Source organism: Scytonema sp. NUACC21, assembly GCF_054684315.1.
In genome coordinates, this window is record NZ_BAAFZH010000101.1 from 127,358 (window position 1) to 147,791 (window position 20,434).

Below are 20,434 nucleotides of genomic sequence, written 5' to 3' on the forward strand. Positions count from 1 at the left end.
ATGGAAAACAGAGGCTGTTGCTGAAGGCGATACCCACACGCATTGGGTCGTCAATAATAACAGCAATCTTGGTTGGGAAGGAATTGTTATGATATGTCTAGTGTTGAGCGCCAGTACTGCCCAAGTAGCATAGCTAACGTTACACCACGCATGACCTCTGACAAAAAAGTTCTAAACAGATAAAGATTATATGCCTTTACCGGGTGGAGAAACTGACAAAATCGGCAATCGTTATGAAGGTCGTTGGACTGTATTTTGCATGGCAGATGTCATGGATGAGAAAGCTGATTCTATCCGTTTGGAAAAACCTGGTGAAGACGCTTTCGAGTTTTTTCTCCGTCGAAATGGTAAGTTGGAGTACCACCAAGTTAAGCGGCAAAAAAGTGGACGCGGACGCTGGACGCTTAGTGCTTTAGAAGATAAACAAGTTCAAGTCCTATCAGATTTTTGGAAAAAACTTCAGGCTCCAGATGTTTCTTGTGTATTCGTTTCTACTCAAGATGCAGACGAACTGGGAGAATTGGCTAATCGAGCAAGAGACGCTGCATCGTGGACGGAGTTCGAGCATGATTTTCTGAACAAGACGCTGTTCGGTCACTTCAAGACACTGTGCCAAAAATGGGGCAATTGTTCTCAAATGGACGCGTTTGAAGCTTTGAAGAGAGTTCGTGTTGAAACAGTGGGAGAGAAGTTTCTTGTTGATACTATTGAAAATCGTCTCGCTGCTTTAGTGGAGGGCGATCCAAAAACCATCAGAATTGAATTGGCTGAATTAGCTCAAGACAGAATTCATCACGAATTGACGGCTCATGACATTTGGCATTATCTGCTGCAAGAACGAGGCGATCGCCGTCGCCAATGGGGTAATGACCCCCACGTGTTGGCTGCTGTTGAGAATGCAAACAATCTTTACATTTCTTCACTGCGCGAGCAGAGAGCGATCGCAGGTGATATTATTCCTCGCGATGAGGCGCAGATTGCCTTTGAGCAATTGACTGAAAAAAAGCAGAGCATTTTGCTAGTAGGTGAAGCGGGAGTTGGCAAGAGCGGCGTCATGCTGCAAGTCTTGGAGAAGCTGCACAATCAAGGTTTCCCGATATTAGCTTTTCGTGTAGATAGTCTAGCTCCAATACCACTGCCCGATAATGTAGGTCAACAGTTAGGTTTGCCGGGTTCTCCTGCTATTGTTTTAGCTAACATCGCGCAAAAACGAGATTGCGTGCTTGTCATCGACCAGCTTGATGCTGTAAGTTTAGCATCAGGTCGCAATCCAGAATTCTTTACTTGTGTAGATCTGATTATTCAGCAAGCTCAAGCGCATCCTAATATAAGGGTGCTACTGGCTTGCCGCAAGTTCGATTTAGAAAATGATTACAGGATAAAAAAGCTTTTGAGCAGCGAAAATGCCATCGCTCTTGCTGTAACCATTAATCGCCTTGCTCATTTGACAGTGAGAGAAACCGTTACCAAGTTAAGTTTAGATGCGACGCGACTAAGTGAAAAGCAAATCCACTTACTGTCTGTACCGTTACATTTGAGTTTGTTAGCAGAAATAGCTAAAGATTCTTCTATAGATGTTTTAAACTTTCAGACAGCAAAGGAACTATACGACCAGTTTTGGAAATACAAAAAATCGAAATTACTCGAACGCCTTGGTCGCTCTGTTCAATGGACGCAGGTTATTGATGCATTATGCGACTACATGAACGGTCAGCAACAACAAAGTTTGTCTGCTCCCGAGAGGGTTGTTGATGAATTTGCAGATGATGCTAATGCGATGGCTTCCGAGCATATTTTGACTTGGGAAGGCAAGCGTATTTCATTTTTCCATGAAACTTTTTTTGACTATGCTTTTGCCCGTCGCTTTGCCGCTCGCGGTCAGAAATTACTACCGTTTTTGGGGAGACGGGAGCAACAACATTTATTCCGACGTGCTCAAGTTCGCCAAATTCTTCTGCATGAACGCGAAGAGGATTTTGACCAATACCTTGCGAATCTCGAAGCCTTACTTACTAGCTCTGAAATTCGCTTTCACATTAAACAGGTCGTGTTTGCTCTGTTGGGAACAATAGATAAACCCAAGCAAGAAGAATGGGAAATTATAGCTCCTTTGATTGCTAAGGGAGACGCCGCACTCTCACAACAAGTTTGGCGAACTTTGTATGGTTCTGTAAGTTGGTTTCAACTGTTAAATTCTCTTGGAATTATACAGCAATGGCTAAGAGATAAAAATGAGGAACTCGTTGATAAAACGATAACTCTTTTATCAAGAATGCAAAGTCAAATTCCAGACCAAGTAGCAGAGTTAGTAGAGCCTTTTGTCGGTTTATCAAATGTTTGGCGAAATCGGCTTGTCTACCTAATACAATGGTCTCAACTAGAAACAGGACGCCGCTTTTTTGAACTGTTCTTGCGGCTAATTGATGAAGGTATTCTTGACGAAGCAAGAGGAGCGATCGCTGTTAGTAATGACTTCTGGAGTCTTATATATTCTTTACCAGAAAAACGTCCGGAATGGGCTTGTGAGGTAATCGGTCACTATCTTAACCGACATTTGAGTTTAAGTCTCGCTACCGGACAATCTAATCCATTTGACCGACATCAAGGAACTATTCCCGACAGTCAATATGATGACAGGATATTTATAGAGAGTGCTCGTCGTGCGCCAAGAGAATTTGTTGACCAAGTTCTTCCCTTTATACTGCGCCTGTTGGAATTGACGGCAAGAAAAGAAGGCGATCCGCCCTGGAAAGATTCAATATGGTGGTTCCGGTCTTATGGCAGAGACTATGGCATTAACTATGCATTGTTAAATGGGATAGAAGCAGCATTGTGTAGTTTAGCTGCAAACTATCCTGAAGATTTTGCTACTCTTGCACAACAGCAACTTCGACAGTCAAATTTTGAAACAATTCAGTATTTGTTAGTTCGTGCTTACACTGCTAACCCAGAAAGATTTGCTTCTGTTGCTATTGATTATCTTTGCGAGCAACCAGCCAGACTCAAAACAGGATACTCTGCTGGTGCTGGCAATGTTCATGCTGCTCCTTTCTGGGCTACTCGTCAACTGCTAGAAGCAACGACTCCCTATTGTTCTCCAGAAAAGTTGGTACAACTGGAAAAAGTAATTTTGAACTACTACACCAATTACGAGAAAAGCAGTGATGGTCTTTGGTTTCGAGGGTATCCACAACTGATTCTGCTAGATGCTATTGCTCAGAATCGAATGACACAAGCTGGGATTCGTCGGCTACAGGAGTTAAAACGCAAGTTTACAGATTTAGAGTTGCTAGAACCACCAGGAAAAATTGAGCCACCAGAGTCGGTAGAAGCTCGAATTGTTGGTTCTCCAATTCCCGACCAAGCAGCAGACAAAATGACTGATGAGCAATGGTTACAAGCAATTGCTCGGTATGATTACGATGATTTAGGCACTCGATTTCAACGCACTGGGGAACTTATAGGTGGTGCTCATCAACTATCAAGTCTTTTGGAAAGCCAAGTTAAGAAGCAGCCAGCACGTTTTGCCTCGTTAATTTGGCGGTTTCCAGATAATGCGAATTCGTCTTATTTTGATGCAGTTTTGCGCGGTATTGCTGAAGTTGGGCTGGATGTTGAAACTGCATTTCGTGTCTGTCAACGCTGTCATCAACTACCACAACGTCCCTGCGGTCGCTGGATTGCGTGGCTGTTTGAGAAATTAGCTAACCTTCCTTGGACAGTGTCAGCTTTAGATATTCTGCTTTGCTATGCACTCAATGACCCCGATCCAAAGCAGGAATTGTGGCGTACTCCGACTTCCAATGGAAGTGTTTACTATGGTGGCGATATTCGTGAGGCTGGAATCAACTCCACACGTGGTAGTGCTGTAAGTGCGATCGCCAAGCTAATTTTTGCTGATAAAAATCGCGCTTCCTACTTACTCATACCTATGCAGCAGATAGTCCGAGACTCTTCTATTGCTGTTAGGTCTTGTGCTGCTGAGGCACTGACAGCGATGTTAAATTATGACAGAGATTTAGCTGTCAACCTTTTCCATGAACTTTGTAAAACTGAGGATGTACTTTTAGCAACGCATACTGTTGAAAAGTTTCTAAAGTATACATTGCCAACCCATTTTCAACAACTAGCGCCAATTTTGGAACGCATGATTACTTCTGATTTACCAGAAGTAGTAAAGGTTGGTGCTCGGCAGGCTTGTCTTGCATCTTTAATAATAGTGGAGGCGCGTTCCTTGGGGGAACGTTGTCTTACTGGTACAGAATCACATAGAATTTCAGCTGCTAGAATCTCTGTTGCTAACCTGAGGACGGCTCATTTTCGCGAATTTTGTGAAACTGGGTTAACTCAACTTTTTAACGATTCTGATAAGAATGTTCGCAAACAAGCAGCTAAGTGTTTCTTCCGTTTTGAGGGAGAGGAATTAGGTGCATATGTTAATCTGGTTGAGGCATTTGTTAAAAGTCTTGCATTTGAAACTGACTGCAGTCATTTAATTAGTGCCCTTCAGAAAACAACAGCTAAACTGCCAGATATTACTTATCTAGTTTGTGAAAAATTTATCGATTCTTGTGGTTCATCTGCTGCTGATATCCGTACCCGTAGTGCAGCTGATGCAAATGAAGTCAGTGAATTACTAATCCGCCTGTACAGTCAAAGTAAGGATGAAACCTTGCGATCGCGCTGCCTTGATTTAGTCGATCGCATGATGCAGATGGAAACCTACGGATTGGACAAAGCCTTACAGGAGTTTGAAAGATAGTCTAAAAAGCAAGCTCAAGTCAGTAAAGATGAATGGGAAGCGTTTTAAAAATGTGCCATTACCCCACTCCCATCAATGAAGTACATCAGTAGGGGCGAACAGCCGTATGCCTACGAGTGTCGGTATGCTGCGCTTTAACATAGCCTGCCCGCAAAACTTACGTCCTTACAAAAATCTGTACCGCACGCTTGTTACAATCTGCTGTAATACCATTGCCCAACTTATCAAGATACAGTCATGATTACTCAAATGATGGTTCAGCCCTCATTCTGGGTCGAGTCTGGAATTCAAACCAGCAAAGTTAGAAATTTGCTTTTGTTTAAATTCACCTCAGGACTACAGTCTCGACTCGAAGAACTTTCCGAGAAGAGAAAAGCTGGTATGCTGACTTCCTCCGAAGAAGCAGAATTAGCAGGAATATTAGAACTTGATAGGATTTTTACTTTGCTCAATGCTAGGATAATTTCTGAACATGACAGTTGATTGTGCTACCAAAAAATTAGTCAGAGAAAGAGCTAAATTTCTTTGCGAATGCTGTCTTTCTTTAGAAGAGGCAAGTGCATCTCTGTTTTTATTGACCATATCATTCCACAATCTCTTAGTGGAGAAGATGAATTTAATAATTAAGCGTTAGCGTGTTCAAGATTTAATAGGTGTCGCTACAACTTTATAACTGGTATCGATCGCGAAATGCAGGAGATAATCCCTTTATTTAATCCCCGTAAGCAAAAGTGGTCAGACCACTTTATTTGCTCAGCACATGGTTTAAAAATCATCGATATGACTCCTACAACCCGAGCTACTTGTAATCGTTTACTTTTATAAATATTAAATATCTAAATCATCCAGTTTTACACCTTTACCTTCACGTAAACTTTGCCGCGATTTCTGAATCCGCTTTAAAAAGCGTAAATCATTCTCTAGTTGGTAATCCAATAACTCTTCATCTGACTGTAAACCAATCAAAATCCCAACGGGGTTTTCATTATTGATAATAACTATTTCTTCGTTTTCAGCTAATTCTAAATATCTAGATATATCGCTCTGAATTTCTGCTAGTGCTACTTCCTTCATCTAATTTTCCTTCTTGTGCTAACCAAGTTTTTAAACGCTTGTCGAGCGATAACTGCGTATATAGCGAACTTAAATCATTAACCAACAGCGAACTCAGTAAATTGCCGTTTGAAGGGAGAATGAAAAGCTAATACAATGTCTTTATGGGGTACACCTCGACTGGTAAGTTCGTTGGCAATACCTCCCTCAGTTCCATCGTGCTGAATCCAGATTTTTTCGTTTTTAATATCTAGATGTAAAACACAACCGTATACACGGCGTTTGTTTGACCAGCCTGCATGAACTAGTTGATATCTATCTTGATCGCGATCGAAAATGACTTGTGCTTCAACTTCTTCATTGCTGGCTTTGATTTCGCTGTAAGCTAGTAAAAGTTCTTGAATAAGTTGACGGTACTGTTCTACTTTTGCCATTTAACGATCGCCTCCTTTTGTTCTCTCTTTTCTTGGCGCTCTTGGCGTCTTGGCGGTTAATAATTTTTACCTATCAAATAGGACTGCTATAGCAAAGGTATATTTCTTTCAAGAGTTAGGTAAACGTTCGGCTTTGACACCTACCAGAGTACCCAACCCAGGTTGATTTTTGGATAGCGTCACCGATATCACACCGAACAGGTCTCTTAGGCAGGCGATTGAGAATTGGAACATACCATTTAATCAAATCGTAGGTTTTTTGGACAATCGATAATTCTTCCATTTATTTACAGCAGGTTTCATCTTTATAAACTACAACCTAGGGTAGTTTACGATATTATTTTACTTGTTTAAAGGGAAAAAATTTGATGAGTTTAAGACAGGCAATTGGACTAACGCAGTTTCTCTCAAAAAAATCGTGTTAAAATTTGTTACAAAGGTGGAAACTTAAGAGCTTACCTTATGGCTGAGTGTGGTGTGATGAAAATGCTAAAAAAATTCGGCTCGCTTCGCTCGCGTAAAGAGAAAAAAGAATAAGAGAAAAGGGCAAAAGTGCTAGAGTGTAAAGGGTACTAAGTCCTCGGCGCAAACCCACAAACAACCCGAAACCCGTTGAAATCGTTGAAGTCGTTGTCCGGGAAGTGGTCGTTGCGATACGCAGAACGACAGTGCTCAGGATTGTCGTACCACGAACCACCGCGCAGCAGCTTTATTTGATTATCATTATTATTTTTTATCCAAATACCCCCATCACTAGGTGCTGCTTCGTAATTACTATGCCAATCATCAGCACACCATTCCCAGACATTGCCATGCATATCATATAACCCAAAGGCATTGGCTGGAAAAATTCCTACTTTTGTTGTTTGCTGACGATACTCACCTAAAGGTCCTTGCCAATAAGAACCCTTCCGTTTACCATCCTTGTCATCTGTTCCATTATAATTAGCCAGGTCGGTATTAATAGTCTCACCAAAATGAAATGGTGTAGTCGTACCAGCACGACAGGCATATTCCCACTCTGCTTCGCTCGGTAAACGATATTCTCGCCCGCTATATTTAGATAGCCTAGCACAAAATTCCATCGCATCAAACCAAGAAACACATTCTACAGGACGGTCATCACCTTTGAAATGAGATGGAGCGGGTTTTAAATCTCGTTCAACTTTGGGCAATGCAGCAACTGCTTTCCATTGTGCTTGGGTGACTGGATATTTACCCATGAAGAAGGGCTTGATGGTAACTTGATGTTGCGGGCGTTCCCTATCTTTACTACCTTCTTCATCTTTTGGTGCGCCCATAGTAAAAGTCCCACCAGGGATATCAACCATCTCCAAAGTAATACCATTACCCAAGTCTTCAACAAAGAATTTTGCTCTACCCGGACGGCGATTAATAACAATTTCTTTTGTCTTTTTCTCTACTTGTACTGTCGCCACCTCAAACTCAAATTCTTGTAAACGTGGGGAAGAAGATTTTGGCTTTTCTCCTCCCGGTACTAATTCTGGTGGGATAGAAAGTTTTGCTTGTGCTACCGGGTAAGAACGGTGTAAATCTTCTTGCTTGACTTTTGAAGGGTTAGTTAAAACCTGAGTCACAACTTGGGCGTATTTCACCAAGTTTCGATATTTTTTTAATTGAGGTGCTAGTTCTTCGGTAATCCTTGCTAAACGTAACATTTCTGTGCGATCGCACAATCGTCCCTCAGCATCTTTTTGAGATGCAGCAATATCAAAAGCTTGAGCTATCTCACTCACTGCTTTTTCTCTTTGTGTATTTAAATACACCATTGCCGACCATTGTTGTGCCTGTAGTTCCTGCGGGCTCACATAAGGATTAGTTTGTGCTAAATATTTAACATAGCTAATGAGCGCCTTTGCAACTTCTTGCATCTGCTGTTCGGCTTCTGGTAATTTACTGCTCATGTCTTCCAGTAAATAATCCCGTACAGCAGTGTCCATTGCATAAAGCTCATACCCTACCTGACTGCATAAATCTGACAGTAATAAATCTACTTCTGCAACCCAGTGTACTTTCCCCCGTAAAAACTGTACTCTCAGGAAGTTCAACAATTCTGGCGTCAACACTAGAGGTAAAGCAGCATAGTAAGCCAACTTGAGATAAGATTCATCAAAGCGGCGTATAAATCGCTCTACCATCTGTGCGGCTCGTTCTTTTTCTTTTTTTGTCCTTCTAGTTCGCGTGGGGGGCATAAGTTAATCTTTGGTTGGATTGAGGCAAAGAAACTAAGATTGCCAAGGTTGACCTTGTAAAATATTGATTGCTTGACTCAATCCTTCTTTATCCATCGGGTACATTGGGACAAGATAACTGAGTATCTGGGCTGATGTGCTTGTCCAACGCTCTTTTGGCATGGGATTTAACCAAGCGATTAGATGAGTGTATCGCTTAATATCAAAGATAACTTCTGTGGTAGCGCGTACCCTTTCCATTCTACGATAACCCCGTGCTGCACCTGCATCGCTAACTATCAAAACACTCGTTTCGCGATCGCATTTTTCTAAAATCTCCTCAAAAGGTATGGGTTCAGTCAGGTGGGAATCTTGATAGACACTTTGAGCCGGGATGTTATGAAAGTAGCCCACATCCACGCGCTGAAGATTGCTCTCATACTGAGCCGTTTCTACCAAGTCACGCGTAAAACGGTGAAATGGAGTCATCGAGCCTTCGCGATCTATTAGCAACAACAGGTGAGCGTGATTAATTTCTCGTCTGCGATAGACTGATTGAAGAAAAAAACCTTGCTGTGCAGCTTTTTCTACTGTAGCCGTGACATCCAATTCATCTTCAGGTCCATCTGCAACAGGGCGACGTAAATAACGCCAAATATAAACCATGTAGCGTCTGGACACCAGCCAGTCGTTTTGAAATTCTATATCTTCCTCCAGTTCTGCTGGAGTAAAACAGGGAGCTTGTACTGGTTTAAAGGAGATTTCAGAAGTTAGTTGAGAGACAACAGATTTCGATTCGATAATCTTTTCCTGGCGACTTTGGGACGTCTCATCTTCCTGGTTTGGTGGTTTGGAAGAAGCTTCTAATTCCTTCTCTAGAGTCTTGGAGTTCTGCTTTGAGGAATCAGTTGCAACTATTGAATCCCAAATAATCTGCAATCTACCTTGTTCGGTGAAAGAACTACACCACAATAACAATACAAGCTGCTTTAAATCTTCTGTACTTTTTGTTTCCCATCCTCCCTCAATTGCGTTCAATGCATCTAAATATTCAGCTACACCCAAGTTAAAACCTTCCCGACGCAAGCGGTGAAAAATGCGAGTTAAGATTGGGTGATAATCGTAGTCCATTTTGGAGTTGAGTTTTTGGATAATTTATCTATGAAGCAACTGGTGAATTTGTGTACTTTTGCCAGTCTTGTCGCAGTTTAAATAATAACTCTGGATAAGGAATTTTATCTTTGCTTAAGTCCTTTGCAGGATAAGGATATGGTTGAAAGCTTTGTAATGCGTGTAACCAATCCAAAAACTCACTAGTTCCTGGTAGTTTCAATAGCCCTTTCTCCTCACGCAGTTCAAAAAAAAGATTTACTGCAGCTTCTTTGAGGTTTTTGTGAGGAGATTTACCCAAGTCCTCACGATGAAGTTTGTAGTGAATATCAACAATTTTTGCCAATTCTTCTGGGCTGGGAAACTTGAGGTAATAATACAAGCAACGACGCAAAAAGGGAGCGGGCAAATTGCCTTTTTCCTTATTGCTAGTTATTATGACTATGGGAGGATATTTTGCCTGAATTGCTTGCTCGCCTGTTTCTCCTGTTTCTCTGATTTCAAATCGCATCGGCTTATCTAAAACTGTCAGCAAATCGTTGGGAAAGTCAACGTCAGCTTTATCTATTTCATCGATGAGAACTACAGCAGGACGGTTGGCAATAAAGGCTTTTCCTAAAGGTCCAAAGGTGCGGTAGTCTTTGGGGTTTGTAGGATTTCGTCCTTCATCAATTTTGTCTCCTAGCTTGCGAGTTTCTACATCATGCAGACGCAATATCGCATCATATTCGTATAACCCCTCCTTTGCTTTAGTCGTCGAACGAACATCCCAACGGTAAAAGGGAAAACCAAGTTGGTAAGCCACTGCATGAGCTAATTTAGTTTTACCGCATCCAGCTTCTCCTTCTATCAACAAAGGTCTTCCCAGATAAATGGCTAAATTCACTGCTTTTTGCAATTCTTCTGAGGCGATGTAGGGTTCTTTTTCTTTTGGTGAGTCTGGATGCGGGTCTTTGGGTATTAGATTGGGGTCATTGTTAAAAGTCAATCGAGTTTTTGAAGTCATAAGTTAATTGATGTAGATTTAAGGAGTAAATTTAATTCGTTTTCTAACTCACTACGCACTATAGAGGGAACACCTTTTGCTCTTGAGTAAATTTCCTCTGCCATGTCATCAATTTGCTCGCCATTTAAACCAGGATTGATTAACCCTGTTGAGTATTCTTCAAGCCATGATATAATATCCTGCTTACTCCACTTACTTAAACTAATTTCAAGAACATTATGTTCTTTAAACAAAGTTTTATATTTTTTTAAATCCATTTTAGAAGCTGCACTAATAATAGTAATAAACTTAACTTGACGCAGCTTATTATCTTGAACTTTTTTTCGCCCTTCTGCAACTAAAATTCTCCAGAAATCATTAAGCAACCAAGGCATAATGTCTTGGTGTTTTGATAAAAAATCCCAATTTTGTATTTCTATAAAGATAACACTGCCTGTTTGTAGAGATGTGCAAATTTTATTAATAACTGATTGAGTATATTCTTCTGGTCTCAAGTTAGAATCGCAATTTACTTTTAGTTGCTGAGAAAGAGGCGTTAAAATTCCAAATTTATTTTTTTCACTAACAACAGTGATACCAATTGGAAAATATCTAAATGTTCCTGTTTGCTTATCTAAGAGATTTCTAATTCTAGAGACAAAATATTGACCTGCCATAGTAGACGTATGATTCATAACAAGTATGGCTTCACCCCAAGTATTATCAAACTTTTTGAGCTTTACTTCCAATAATTTTATGGCTTTTTTGAAATCAATATATTGTATTTTGTCTTCAATATATTTGTTAATATCTCGGAATTTATCATTTTTTTCTATCTCTTGCAATAAATCATTGGCTCTTCTTTGAAGAAGAACTAGCCTTTCATAATCTCCCTCTGTTCTCATTTGTCTCTGAACTGCTTCCAACTGCTCATTAAGGTCAGCTAATAAATCTTTCTCCCAATTTGCCATGAGTTCAATTAGTTATGAGAAATCACCTTAACTTTCAATTTGTTGTTGAATTTTTTCTATTTGTTTCAATAAATCATCTGCTCTTCTTTGAAGAAGAAGTTGTTTCTCAAGGTCACCCTCTGTTCTCATTTGTCTCTGCACTGCTTCCAACCGCTCATTAAGGTCATTCAGCTGATTCTCTAATAACTTCTTAGCAGCATTACTCAAACGACGTGGGGTAGAACCACCCTCAACAGTCGGCTGACTTTTTACAGGCGCGTTTACTTCAGATTCTCGATTCTTTTCCATCACCAGCTTTGCATCCCGATAATCCGCCAGAATCATATCCCCAAAGCCCTCAGTACGGGCTGTTGGTTCTTGAGTTCTATAGTTTTTAACACCCCAACGACGCAACCCATCAAGTACGTGATTCTTGAGGTCATCGACAGTCACAAAATTTTTACCCACGCGATCGCCTTGACCGGAAAGCCCTTCCAACAAATAATAAGTGAAGACACCATGTTGCTTTTCTTGCCATTCAGATGCGACTTGTTGAGCAGTGCTTGCTGCGATGAGAGCAAAACCTTTAGCTAACTCATAAACATTGTGAATAAATTCCGGATCGGTGATATTTCTTCCCATCTCGACCCCAGTATGACAAGCATCTAATGTCAGAACTAGCTGCTGCGCCCCACTCTGTCTCATATATTGCTCTACCTCAGCAACAGGGAAAGCCCTTTTCTCCAATAAGGCATACTGGGTATCTCTCATGATTAAAACAGGTTCTTTCTTAGAAGCGCCTCTCTCGACTCGCATTCCATGACAAGCAAAATGCACCCAAAGTAAATCATTTGGTCTAACTGCTGTACACATCTCCTTCAATCTTGCTTCTACGTTGTCGCGAGTGGGAAATAAGGGGTCATCGCGATCGCGATCGTCATGAAGACAATGCACTTCATAGCCAAGCTGCTTCAGGATTTTCTCTAGCGCCAACACATCGTTAACGCAAAACTTCAATTGTCCAAAGTTATTAGAGTCTGTGTAAGTATTAACCCCAACCAGGAAAGCCCAACGCTGAGTTGGTCTTGGTTGTACTATTGCTTGGCGAGTTGGTAACTCTGGAGAATTTACGTCTGCTTCTAAATCCTCTTTTGTTTGTTGTACATTTATTTTTGATTCGTCTGGTAATAACTCCTGAGCACAAACATATAATTCTGGGTTTTTAGGATTTGATTCACGAGCCGCTACAATCAATTCCTTAACCCATCCTTGAGATTCTGCAGTTTGAATCAATTTAAAGACAATGTATTTTAAGTCACTTCCCATTGCGATCGCATTTAAGTTTTGACTAAACTTAAACCTGACGAATTGTTCGAGTTGACTTTGCTCCGGAAACGCGCTAATTAAAGCATCTCTTAGTTTTTCGATTTGTTGACCGCTCAATTTCATGCAATTTTCCTTCCCAAATTTGCCTGGAAAAAACATTGTCTACCCAAGACCCACTACATTAAATTTTTACAGATATTAACTTTCTTTCAGTATCTACACCTCTTTTTTGCTTGCTTTCGGATATAACTCCTTCCGCCCACTGACTTTCTAAAGTTGTTAGCTATTAATTTATGCCGCTATTTGCTTAAGTTTGGCGCGAATAATTGTGACTGGTTTTTAGTTGCGATGCATGCGCTAAAGCGCTACTACGAGCCAAATACAGGTTTTTACTTTTTGTTACGTAATTTTATTTTTTCGCGTTGACCCATGAATGCACGTACTATACAAACTTTAAATTGGTCCAAGGTAGAAAACTATCAAATAGCTGATAGGTGACTGGAGTTTGCTCTCACCATATTGCTTCACCGCTTTGTAAATCTGCCAATATACCTTGCTTCTCTAAGCGAGAACAAATAGTACTGAAGGGTGTTCCGGCGTTGTACTCTGGGTTCTTGGAGTCCGGATCGCCACTATGATGCAGCGCAACTAAATTCCAATTAATATCAAAACATGGTGAACCTGAAGAACCAGGCTCTGTATTCGTTTTATATTTAACAATTGTGTGATTCTCGTTAACGCCAATAATAGCTTCCGTGTCAAATGCCAACTTTAATGGGTCACCCTTTGGATGTTGTACTATTAATAATGGAGTGTTGGGCGAAAACTCATAAGGTTCTTTAGGTAACTGAATCCATCCTCGTTTTGGAGCATTTTGCTCGGGATTTTTTCCTATCGGTTCCTCTCCAGGGCCTTTGTCGTTATAGATTCCAGCTACTCGAAGCAATGCATAGTCCAGTTCGTCAGTCGTTGGTAACTCATTTTCGGAGTAAGGGCTTTTATCAATTAGCCAATCTTCCTCTAATCGGTACTCTGTACCCGCGTTGATAATTTTACCATCTGGTAGCTGTTTGTAGTCAAAACGTAGAATAACATTGCTAGATGATGCTTTTCCTAAATCCACAGTTTCAATGACATGGTAATTGGTAATCACCACATTTGGTGCAATTAGAAAACCCGTACCAAATTCTTTAGTATTATTGTTCTTAGTAATTTCTATGCGGCATACTTGGGCTTCAATTACGCCCAACTTTTCTCGCCACGTATTCACATTCAGAAAACTATTCGTCTTCTTAATAATTTTCTCCAATGCGCCTCTTGCTGATAACTGTGGTGGGATGGGAGTCGCAAGATGGAACTCCTGAGCAAAAACAAATAATTTTGGGTTTCCAGGATTTGACTCACGAGCAACTGCAATCAGTTTATCAACCCATCCCTGAGCTTCTGCGGCTTGAATCAATCTAAAGACAATTGCTTGTAAGTCATCTCCCATTGCGATCGCATTTAGGTTTTTGTCAAGCCGGAATCTTACTAATTCTGTAAGTCTTTGCTGAGATGGAAATGCATCAATTAAAGCTTCTGTCAATTGTCTAAATTGTTGACCAGTTAGTTGCATACAATTTTTTTAAGTTAGTAAGTATTAGCGAAGTTCTAAAATATTAGTAACCCATTTTCCCCCGTAGGCAAGCGATCGCGACTTTTAACACCAGGAAAACGAAACGTTTGTGGCATATAAATACTTGATGCTTCACCTCCCGACTCCGTGGACTAGAGTTAAGTTCGCGTTCCAGGCTTAACAACCTCATCAATCAACCATTCCTCTTGACTCATCAATCGCTCCTTTAAATAAGAATCAATATATTCAGTCATCAGTTATGGCTTTTCCCGATTGAGTAAGGTACGTTGGTAGGGGTGAACGGTTGTTCGCCCTCTCACAATTGGGTGACGCATATGAAAACCGCATAATATAAAAGATTATCATTTAAGAAGAAAACATGAATACACAGCAACCTGATTTTGGGTAGTTGGTCTTAGCGACGCTTTGTTCAAGCTTTATAAAGTTATTCCTTCTCAATGTAAGATTACGGATCTTCTTTTGCTCTTTCTTTGTGTCCTTAGCGTCTTTGCGGTTTTTTAATTATGTAGATTGGGTAGAACAAAGGCAATTGGATGAAATGTTGGGTTTCGTTCCTCAACCCAACCTACGCTTTGTGTCTTTGAGGTCTTAGCGGTTGGTTTTTTAATTATGTAGGTTGGGTAGAACAAAGGCAATTGGATGAAATGTTGGGTTTCGTTCCTCAACCCAACCTACTAAATTCTAAATACAGGATACTCAGGATGTGCAGGATTCGGAATCAAACGCTGATTCTTGCAATCCACGTGCAAATCTAAAGTTTCTAATACCGTCTGACCGATTAACACCTCATCACCTGCGACTAAAGCAGCTTCTGTTGTTTCACGTCCTTCTATTTCAATAATCACAGGTTCCGTCAATCCAACTGGTTCCTGTCTCCCATCAGCATACTTTGCTATTTGCTGACCGCGAATTTTCAAACCAAGCTTTTCCACTATTTCTACTGGTAACACAGTCCGCACAGCGCCAGTGTCTACTAGTGCTTGTGTTTCACAAACTCGCAACTGATTTGGATTAAGTAATCCTCTGTTAACCAAAATTTCATCCACAGCATTTGTGAGTTTAACCTGCACTCTAACTTCTCCCATGTCCTCAGTAACCACATGATTGGAACGATTGAAATCCAGCATGACCGAATACCTTACCGCTTGCAATACCATACTTTCTAGTTTAGGTAATGCTATTCTTTTTTCTTGTGGGATGGGCGTCCCGCCCGTCCTAAAGTTGAGGGCAGGCAAGGATGCCCACCCTACAAGATTTGCGGGCAAGGATTGACCATTATCCGTTGATGCATGTGATAGGAACAAAGGTAATTGGATGAAATGTTGGGTTTCGTTCCTCAACCCAACCTACTCTTTTGTGGAATGGGCGTCCCGCCCGTCCTGAAATTACTACGGTATACACGTTAGTCTCACCCCTCCCTAGCCCTCCCCGATGTATTGGGGAGGGAATTGGATTTCTCGTTTCCCCCCTTAACAAGGGGGGATTAAGGGGGGTGAATCAACTTGTTGCCCACCGTACAAGATTTATTCCTTTATGCCCCGCATTGCTAACAAAGCCGTCCCAAAAGCTGCCTCGGTATTCACGGAACTCTCAACAGGAACTTCCAAAAGACGCCCTCTGATTTCCGTCCAAGCAAGATTAAGGGCACCTCCACCAGCAGTGTAAACGCGAGTTAATTTATCCGCCCCCAATTCCTGCAATAACTGATACCCTCTTGCTTCTACACGGGCGATACTTTCTAACAACCCGTGTAGGAATTCCACATCACTCTCCGGACGGGGTTCCAGTCGCGGTGGTAAAGTTGGGTCGTTGATTGGAAATCTTTCCCCTGGCTTTAATAAGGGGTAGTAATCGAACTGGCTGGGTTTTGACGCATCAATCTCTTGGCTGAGGCTTTCTAACTCAGCATTATTGAAAAATTGCTTGAGTGCTGCACCTCCTGTATTGGAAGCCCCTCCAGTCAACCACAAGTCCCCCAGGCGGTGGCTGTAAATTCCGTACCTTGCATCCTCTAAACGGGTACGGCTTAATAGCTTCAGCACCAAGGTTGACCCCAGGGAGGTAACGGCTTCACCTGGAAGTTTGGCACCACTGGCAAGAAAGGCTGCAATACTGTCTGTTGTCCCCGCACAAACTACACAATCTTGAGGAAAACCGAATCTATCTGCAATCTCAGGATGTAATTCAGCAATGGCTGTCCCTGGGGTGATGACTTTTGGTAGCTGAACTTCAATTTCCATCTGTTCGAGCCAATCCGGATATTTTAACTCTTCTACGTCGTAACCCAACTTTAATGCGTTGTGGTAGTCACTCACACCCAATTGCCCGTGTAGAAGATATGCCAGCCAGTCTGCTTGATGCAAAAAGTGTGTTGCGTTAACGAAGGAGGGCAGTTGGGACATCCACAGCAGTTTGGCAAGGCTGGAAGTGGCGCTGATGACTGTGTGGTTTGGAGGTGCGATTTTTTTTAAATCCTCCAGCATCAGTTCCCCCCGTGCATCGTTGTACAGCATGGGTGTATCTACGGGTTGTCCGGCATTGTTACATAATAAGACAGTGGATGATGTACCGTTAATAGCGATCGCCCTCATCTGTTGCTTTAACTCGGGAGAAATTTGCTCAAGCAGGGTAAATAAGGCATTTTTCCAGAGTTCTGTTAAGTCGGGCACATTTAACATTTGGAAGGGAAACCGTTCCTGAGACTGAATAGAACCTGTCTCGTCAATTGCCACAGCCCTTGCCCCAGAAGTTCCAAAATCTATGCCTAAATAAATGCCCATAATTTAATAACTTTTTTTAAAAAACTTGACTTTTCTATTTTTATTATTTTTTTTGTCTTTGTATTTTTGATTTTTGACTCGTTTATGTTGCATCTTGTAACAACCTATTCCCCAATCTTGGCAAAACAGGGAAAAGTAGTAAACGAAATGTTCAAAATCTGTTGAGATTGGGAGGTTTCACAGTATGTCTATCTCAAATTTTCTTTACCTAGCTCAAGTGTCCAGTATCTCAGACACTCAAGTGTACATCGCTCTTCTTGTGGCGCTGATTCCAGGCGTTCTCGCTTGGCGTTTAGCAACATCACTTTACAATTCGTAAACCCCTGCTAAAAGGTTAACGACCTGGTATTAGGAGTACAGCTGTCGGGTAATTGCGGTGCAGTGCCGTTGTGATTCGAGACTGTACTCCTATTGCCAGGATTTTTTCATAAAATCTCAGTGTACCAAGTCCGAAACATCAATGCGACCGAGATACTCGATGTCGCCATTGGGTAAGTAGCGAGCTAAGTCACCAGTTTTGTACAGCCGCGCTCCCGGTTTGTCGCTAAAGGGGTTGGGGATAAACCTCTGTGCGGTTAGTTCCGGGCGGTTGAGGTAGCCTCTGGCTAAACCAGCCCCACTAATGTACATTTCACCAGGAACCCCAATGGGTACGGGCTGCAAGTACCGATCCAGCATATAGACCTGCAGGTCGGGAATTGCACCTCCGATAACACTACCCGTCCCCCTAAGATCGCTCATCATTAAGGGGCGATAGGTCACGTGTACGGTCGTTTCCGTGATACCGTACATATTGATTAACTGAGGGCACTCGTCCCCATTTCGCTCGAACCAGGGTTTCAAGCTTTGGAGGTCAAGAGCTTCCCCACCAAAGATAACCAGGCGCAGGCTCTGCTCCTCAGTGACACCTGAAGATACCTGAGTTTGTATCAGTTGGCGGAAGGCTGAAGGTGTCTGGTTGAGGACTGTGACCTGCTCCGCGTACAATAGGTCGTATAACGCTGTCGGCGATCGGCTCACCCAGTAGGGAACGACTACAAGACGCCCGCCGTGCAAAAGAGCACTCCAAAGTTCCCAAACTGAGAAGTCGAAGGCATAGGAGTGAAAGAGGGTACACACATCACGTTCGTCAAAGTGAAACCACGAATCAGTTGCTTCAAACAGACGAAGGACATTAGAGTGATTTACCAAAACACCCTTAGGCTTGCCCGTAGATCCTGAGGTATAAATGACATAGGCTAGGTTGTCGGGCGTCACTTTGCTCGTGGGATTTTCCAAACTGTGGAGGGCGTTGGGAAAAGCTGTGCTGCTGGCATTCGTCTCCCAGTTGCTGTCCAAGCAGACTACACGTGCTTTGTGTTTGGGAAGCTTCTGGAGCAACTGCTGTTGGGTTAGTAGCACTAATGCCTGTGAATCTTCCAACATGAAGGCCAAGCGCTCCTGAGGATAAGCTGGGTCTAAGGGTACGTAAGCCCCACCAGCTTTGAGGATGGCTAACAGCCCCACAACCATTTCCAGCGATCGCTCCACGCACAGACCCACTAAACTATCCGGTTTCACCCCCAGCGATCGCAAGTAGTGCGCCAGCTGATTTGCCCTTTGATTCAACTCAAGGTAAGTCAGTTGTTGGTCTTCAAATGTCACCGCCACAGCATCCGGTATGCGCTCCACCTGTGCTTCAAACAACTGATGAATACACAGGTTCTGGGGATAATCCACCCCCGTGGGATTCCATTCCTCGACTAAAGTCAGGCGCTCTGCCTCAGTTAAAAGCGGTAGGTCTGATAACCGCTGCGATGGAGCGGCGACAATACCTTCTAGCAAAGTCTGAAAATGCCCTAGCATCCGCCTAATGGTGCTAGCATCAAACAGGTCGGTGCTGTACTCACATGTGGCGCACAGACCCGACCGTGTCTCCACCATGTCAACCATCAAATCAAACTTTGCTGTTTTGGTTTCGACCTCCAGGTAACTCAAGGTCAGACATGGAAGCTCCAAAACTGATTTCGGCGCATTCTGGAGGAAAAATGCTGTTTGAAACAGGGGCTGGTGGCTCAGGTGACGTTCTGGCTGCAGTTCTTCTACCAACTTTTCAAAGGGCAGATCCTGATGGGCATAGGCCTGTAGAGTTATCTCCCGAACCCGACCTAAAAGTTCCCGGAAACTTGGGTTACCTGAAAGGTTGCTACGCAGAACCAAGGTGTTTACGAAAAACCCAATGAGTCCCTCAATCTCGGGTCGGTTTCGATTTGCGATGCCGGAACCTACAACGATGTCATCCTGTCCCGTGTAGCGGTAGAGCAGCGTCTTGAATGCTGCCAGTAGCGTCATAAAAAGGGTGAGCCCCTCCTGCTGGCTGAGGGCTTTGAGCGCCTCAGTCAGACTCTTAGATAGCATGAGAAATTGCGCTGCCCCTCGCAAGCTCTGAACTACCGCTCGCGGGCGGTCAGTGGGCAGTTGCAACACGGGCAAATGGGCAAGTTGTTGCTTCCAGTACCCTAGTTGGGTCTTCAGAACATCTCCCTGCAACCACTGCCGCTGCCAAAGTGCAAAGTCTGCGTACTGGATGGGTAGCTTGGGGAGTGGCGAGGGCTTGCCAGCAGCAAAGGCTTCGTAAAGCGCTGTCAATTCCCGGATTAATACCTTTACAGACCAACCATCGCAAACAATGTGGTGCATTGTCAGCAGCAGTACGTAATCGTCTTTGTCCAGGCGCAGGAGTTTGGCACGCAACAATAAATCTTGCGCTAGATTGAAAGGCTGCTGAGCTTCCTCAGTTGCTAGCTGTAGAGCCTGAGCTTCGCGCTCGGTTTTTGGCAAGTCTTGAAGATCCACCACTGGCAGTGCCAAGGTCTGTTTTGAGGTAATGACTTGGACTGGTTGCCCCTCCACAGTAGCAAAGGTTGTTTGCAAAGCTTCGTGGCGCTGTAAAATTTCGTTGAAGCTTTGCTGCAGCGCCATTACATTGACCTGCCCTTTAAGGCGTAGGGCTGCTGGGATATTGTAGGCAGGAGTGCCGGGAGCAAACTGGTCGAAGAACCACAGCCTCTGCTGGGCAAAGGACAGGGGAAGAGAACTGACATCTTTCCTGGGAGTAATCTTTTGGGAAGGCGCGGAGTCTATGCCTTCTTTTTGAAGTAATGTCTCAAGTAGCGCCTGCTTTTGAGAAGAAAGTTTCAAGTTTTGTTTGGAAAAACGGCTCATTT

13 protein-coding genes and 2 pseudogenes are annotated in these 20,434 nt (G+C 42.7%); 3 read left to right on the plus strand and 12 right to left on the minus strand.

All coding sequences use genetic code 11. The features are described from left to right. The first annotated feature begins 190 nt into the window (after positions 1 to 190). Together ACYRY3_RS33065 and ACYRY3_RS33070 are read left to right on the plus strand one after the other, a co-directional pair. Complete coding sequence (locus ACYRY3_RS33065; RefSeq protein ID WP_460205898.1) at positions 191 to 4,762, plus strand: NACHT domain-containing protein; 4,572 nt, start codon at positions 191 to 193, stop codon at positions 4,760 to 4,762. Between the two features lie 237 nt (positions 4,763 to 4,999). Then, the gene (locus ACYRY3_RS33070) at positions 5,000 to 5,245 is read left to right on the plus strand and encodes a hypothetical protein (protein ID WP_460205899.1); all 246 of its coding nucleotides are present in this window, start codon (positions 5,000 to 5,002) and stop codon (positions 5,243 to 5,245) included. Positions 5,246 to 5,590: 345 nt separating this feature from the next. Here ACYRY3_RS33070 and ACYRY3_RS33075 read toward each other — a convergent pair whose 3' ends face one another. The 11 genes and pseudogenes from ACYRY3_RS33075 to ACYRY3_RS33125 form a co-directional block, all read right to left on the minus strand. Next, complete coding sequence (locus ACYRY3_RS33075; RefSeq protein WP_460205900.1) at positions 5,591 to 5,836, minus strand: prevent-host-death protein; 246 nt, start codon at positions 5,834 to 5,836, stop codon at positions 5,591 to 5,593. A gap of 77 nt (positions 5,837 to 5,913) precedes the next feature. Beyond that, entirely contained in the window at positions 5,914 to 6,249 is a 336-nt protein-coding gene (locus tag ACYRY3_RS33080; RefSeq protein WP_460205901.1) for an element excision factor XisI family protein, read from the minus strand. A 205-nt stretch (positions 6,250 to 6,454) separates the two neighbouring features. Next, positions 6,455 to 6,532 (minus strand): annotated as a pseudogene (locus ACYRY3_RS33085) (diversity-generating retroelement protein Avd); the annotation flags it as partial. A 289-nt stretch (positions 6,533 to 6,821) separates the two neighbouring features. After that, on the minus strand, positions 6,822 to 8,462 hold the full coding sequence (locus ACYRY3_RS33090) for a formylglycine-generating enzyme family protein (RefSeq protein WP_460205902.1): 1,641 nt from the start codon (positions 8,460 to 8,462) through the stop codon (positions 6,822 to 6,824). A 33-nt stretch (positions 8,463 to 8,495) separates the two neighbouring features. Further along, the gene (locus tag ACYRY3_RS33095; protein ID WP_460205903.1) at positions 8,496 to 9,572 is read right to left on the minus strand and encodes a VWA containing CoxE family protein; all 1,077 of its coding nucleotides are present in this window, start codon (positions 9,570 to 9,572) and stop codon (positions 8,496 to 8,498) included. A 28-nt stretch (positions 9,573 to 9,600) separates the two neighbouring features. Continuing rightward, positions 9,601 to 10,557 (minus strand): AAA family ATPase, encoded by a 957-nt coding sequence (locus tag ACYRY3_RS33100; protein WP_460205904.1) that lies wholly within the window; start codon positions 10,555 to 10,557, stop codon positions 9,601 to 9,603. Next, positions 10,554 to 11,507: a hypothetical protein gene (locus ACYRY3_RS33105; protein WP_460205905.1), complete on the minus strand. Its 954-nt coding sequence runs from the start codon at positions 11,505 to 11,507 to the stop codon at positions 10,554 to 10,556. The genes ACYRY3_RS33100 and ACYRY3_RS33105 overlap by 4 nt, the downstream gene beginning before the upstream one ends. Positions 11,508 to 11,534: 27 nt before the next feature. Continuing rightward, a complete protein-coding gene (locus ACYRY3_RS33110) occupies positions 11,535 to 12,935 on the minus strand; it encodes an effector-associated domain EAD1-containing protein (protein WP_460205906.1) in 1,401 nt (466 codons plus the stop codon). Between the two features lie 388 nt (positions 12,936 to 13,323). Next, complete coding sequence (locus ACYRY3_RS33115; protein WP_460205907.1) at positions 13,324 to 14,427, minus strand: effector-associated domain EAD1-containing protein; 1,104 nt, start codon at positions 14,425 to 14,427, stop codon at positions 13,324 to 13,326. A gap of 695 nt (positions 14,428 to 15,122) precedes the next feature. Continuing rightward, a complete protein-coding gene (locus ACYRY3_RS33120) occupies positions 15,123 to 15,788 on the minus strand; it encodes a retroviral-like aspartic protease family protein (protein WP_460205908.1) in 666 nt (221 codons plus the stop codon). A 183-nt stretch (positions 15,789 to 15,971) separates the two neighbouring features. Further along, on the minus strand, positions 15,972 to 17,228 hold the full coding sequence (locus ACYRY3_RS33125; RefSeq protein WP_460205909.1) for an FGGY-family carbohydrate kinase: 1,257 nt from the start codon (positions 17,226 to 17,228) through the stop codon (positions 15,972 to 15,974). A gap of 184 nt (positions 17,229 to 17,412) precedes the next feature. Between ACYRY3_RS33125 and psaM the strand changes: the two genes are divergently transcribed. Beyond that, positions 17,413 to 17,547, plus strand: coding sequence for a photosystem I reaction center subunit XII (gene psaM, locus ACYRY3_RS33130; RefSeq protein WP_460205910.1), 135 nt, complete (start codon positions 17,413 to 17,415; stop codon positions 17,545 to 17,547). A gap of 116 nt (positions 17,548 to 17,663) precedes the next feature. Here the strand turns inward: psaM and ACYRY3_RS33135 are convergent. Then, positions 17,664 to 20,432 (minus strand): annotated as a pseudogene (locus ACYRY3_RS33135) (non-ribosomal peptide synthetase); the annotation flags it as partial. Positions 20,433 to 20,434 lie beyond the last annotated feature (2 nt).